2 protein-coding genes and 1 pseudogene are annotated in these 1,020 nt (G+C 40.3%); 1 reads left to right on the top strand and 2 read right to left on the bottom strand.

Features of this window, described 5'->3' with window-relative positions; genetic code table 11:
- The coding region (locus A3762_RS08285; protein ID WP_068754910.1) for a Fur family transcriptional regulator at positions 1 to 313 on the bottom strand (313 nt) is incomplete at its 3' end.
- Positions 314 to 358: 45 nt separating this feature from the next.
- The gene (locus tag A3762_RS08290) at positions 359 to 646 is read right to left on the bottom strand and encodes a hypothetical protein (RefSeq protein WP_068476220.1); all 288 of its coding nucleotides are present in this window, start codon (positions 644 to 646) and stop codon (positions 359 to 361) included.
- Between the two features lie 188 nt (positions 647 to 834).
- Between A3762_RS08290 and A3762_RS08295 the strand changes: the two are divergent.
- Positions 835 to 1,020 (top strand): annotated as a pseudogene (locus A3762_RS08295) (tRNA (pseudouridine(54)-N(1))-methyltransferase TrmY); the annotation flags it as partial.

Genomic DNA, 1,020 nt, shown 5'->3' on the forward strand with positions numbered 1-1,020 from the left:
TACAAATCAAAAACTGCGGGGTACCATGATCATGCCCACAGGTAATATGCGCGCAGGCAACATACTTATTGGCAATGTCGAGCTTATGAACAAGTTGCTCTGTCTGAAGGAAATCAAGAATACGATACACTGACATCGCGGGCAGAGGGGCTTTAAATTCATCTTTGAGGTAATCAACAAGCTCGTAAGCAGAGAGTGCTTTTTTTGATTGAATCAACGCAGAGAGGACTTGTTTTCGCTTATCGGTTAAGCGAACGCCTTTAGCTTTACACTGTTGCTCGGCGCTATTGATGATCTTATTTATTTGGCTCATTAGAACTACTTAAGTCGTAAGAATGTTCACGATATAACATATCATTTATAGCCGCAATGACTCTTTTCTAATCAATGCTGAGACTTGTTTAAGTCTGATTTTTGATGGCTTTTTGAGGGAATCTTGGTACCACTGATACATCGCCTCGTATTCTCTCATTTGTAAGTACTCGTTTGATTTGTGCTCACACCCAAGAGTATCAATCCATATAAGTATCGCAATGTATTCAATGTTGTACTGCTCGCTTAGCGCATAAGTATTGTTTTGAAGCTCTAGCACCTCAATTATCTGATGGAAATCGTCCGCAAAGTATTGAATAACGTCGTTTCGCACAGCGAAAATGTTTTAAAAGACCAGTGTAGATTAGGTGCAATAATAGTAGGTCTGGCTATTTTGATAAGGTTCTGACCCTGCTTTCGTTGTGTTTTTTATCAGGACACAGAACATGATAGCCAACTAGCTATTTCAGGATAATCTAGAGTCACGCTACAATCTGGAATCATAATTCTAGAGACGCTTTGATGAAAACCTTTATTCTTCGTGCTCGTGCAGCTCCTACCGATGCTAAGAAATTTTTGGCGGGCGTTGGAAAAGATGCCCACACAGAAATTCTCGCTCATACTTTAATGAATGCAATGTTCGTTGCCAAGTCTCACCGCCATGATGTTGTTGTGCATTTGGTGCTTGAAAGTACGCAGGATTTTTCT

The sequence above is a fragment of the Oleiphilus sp. HI0125 genome (assembly GCF_001635355.1).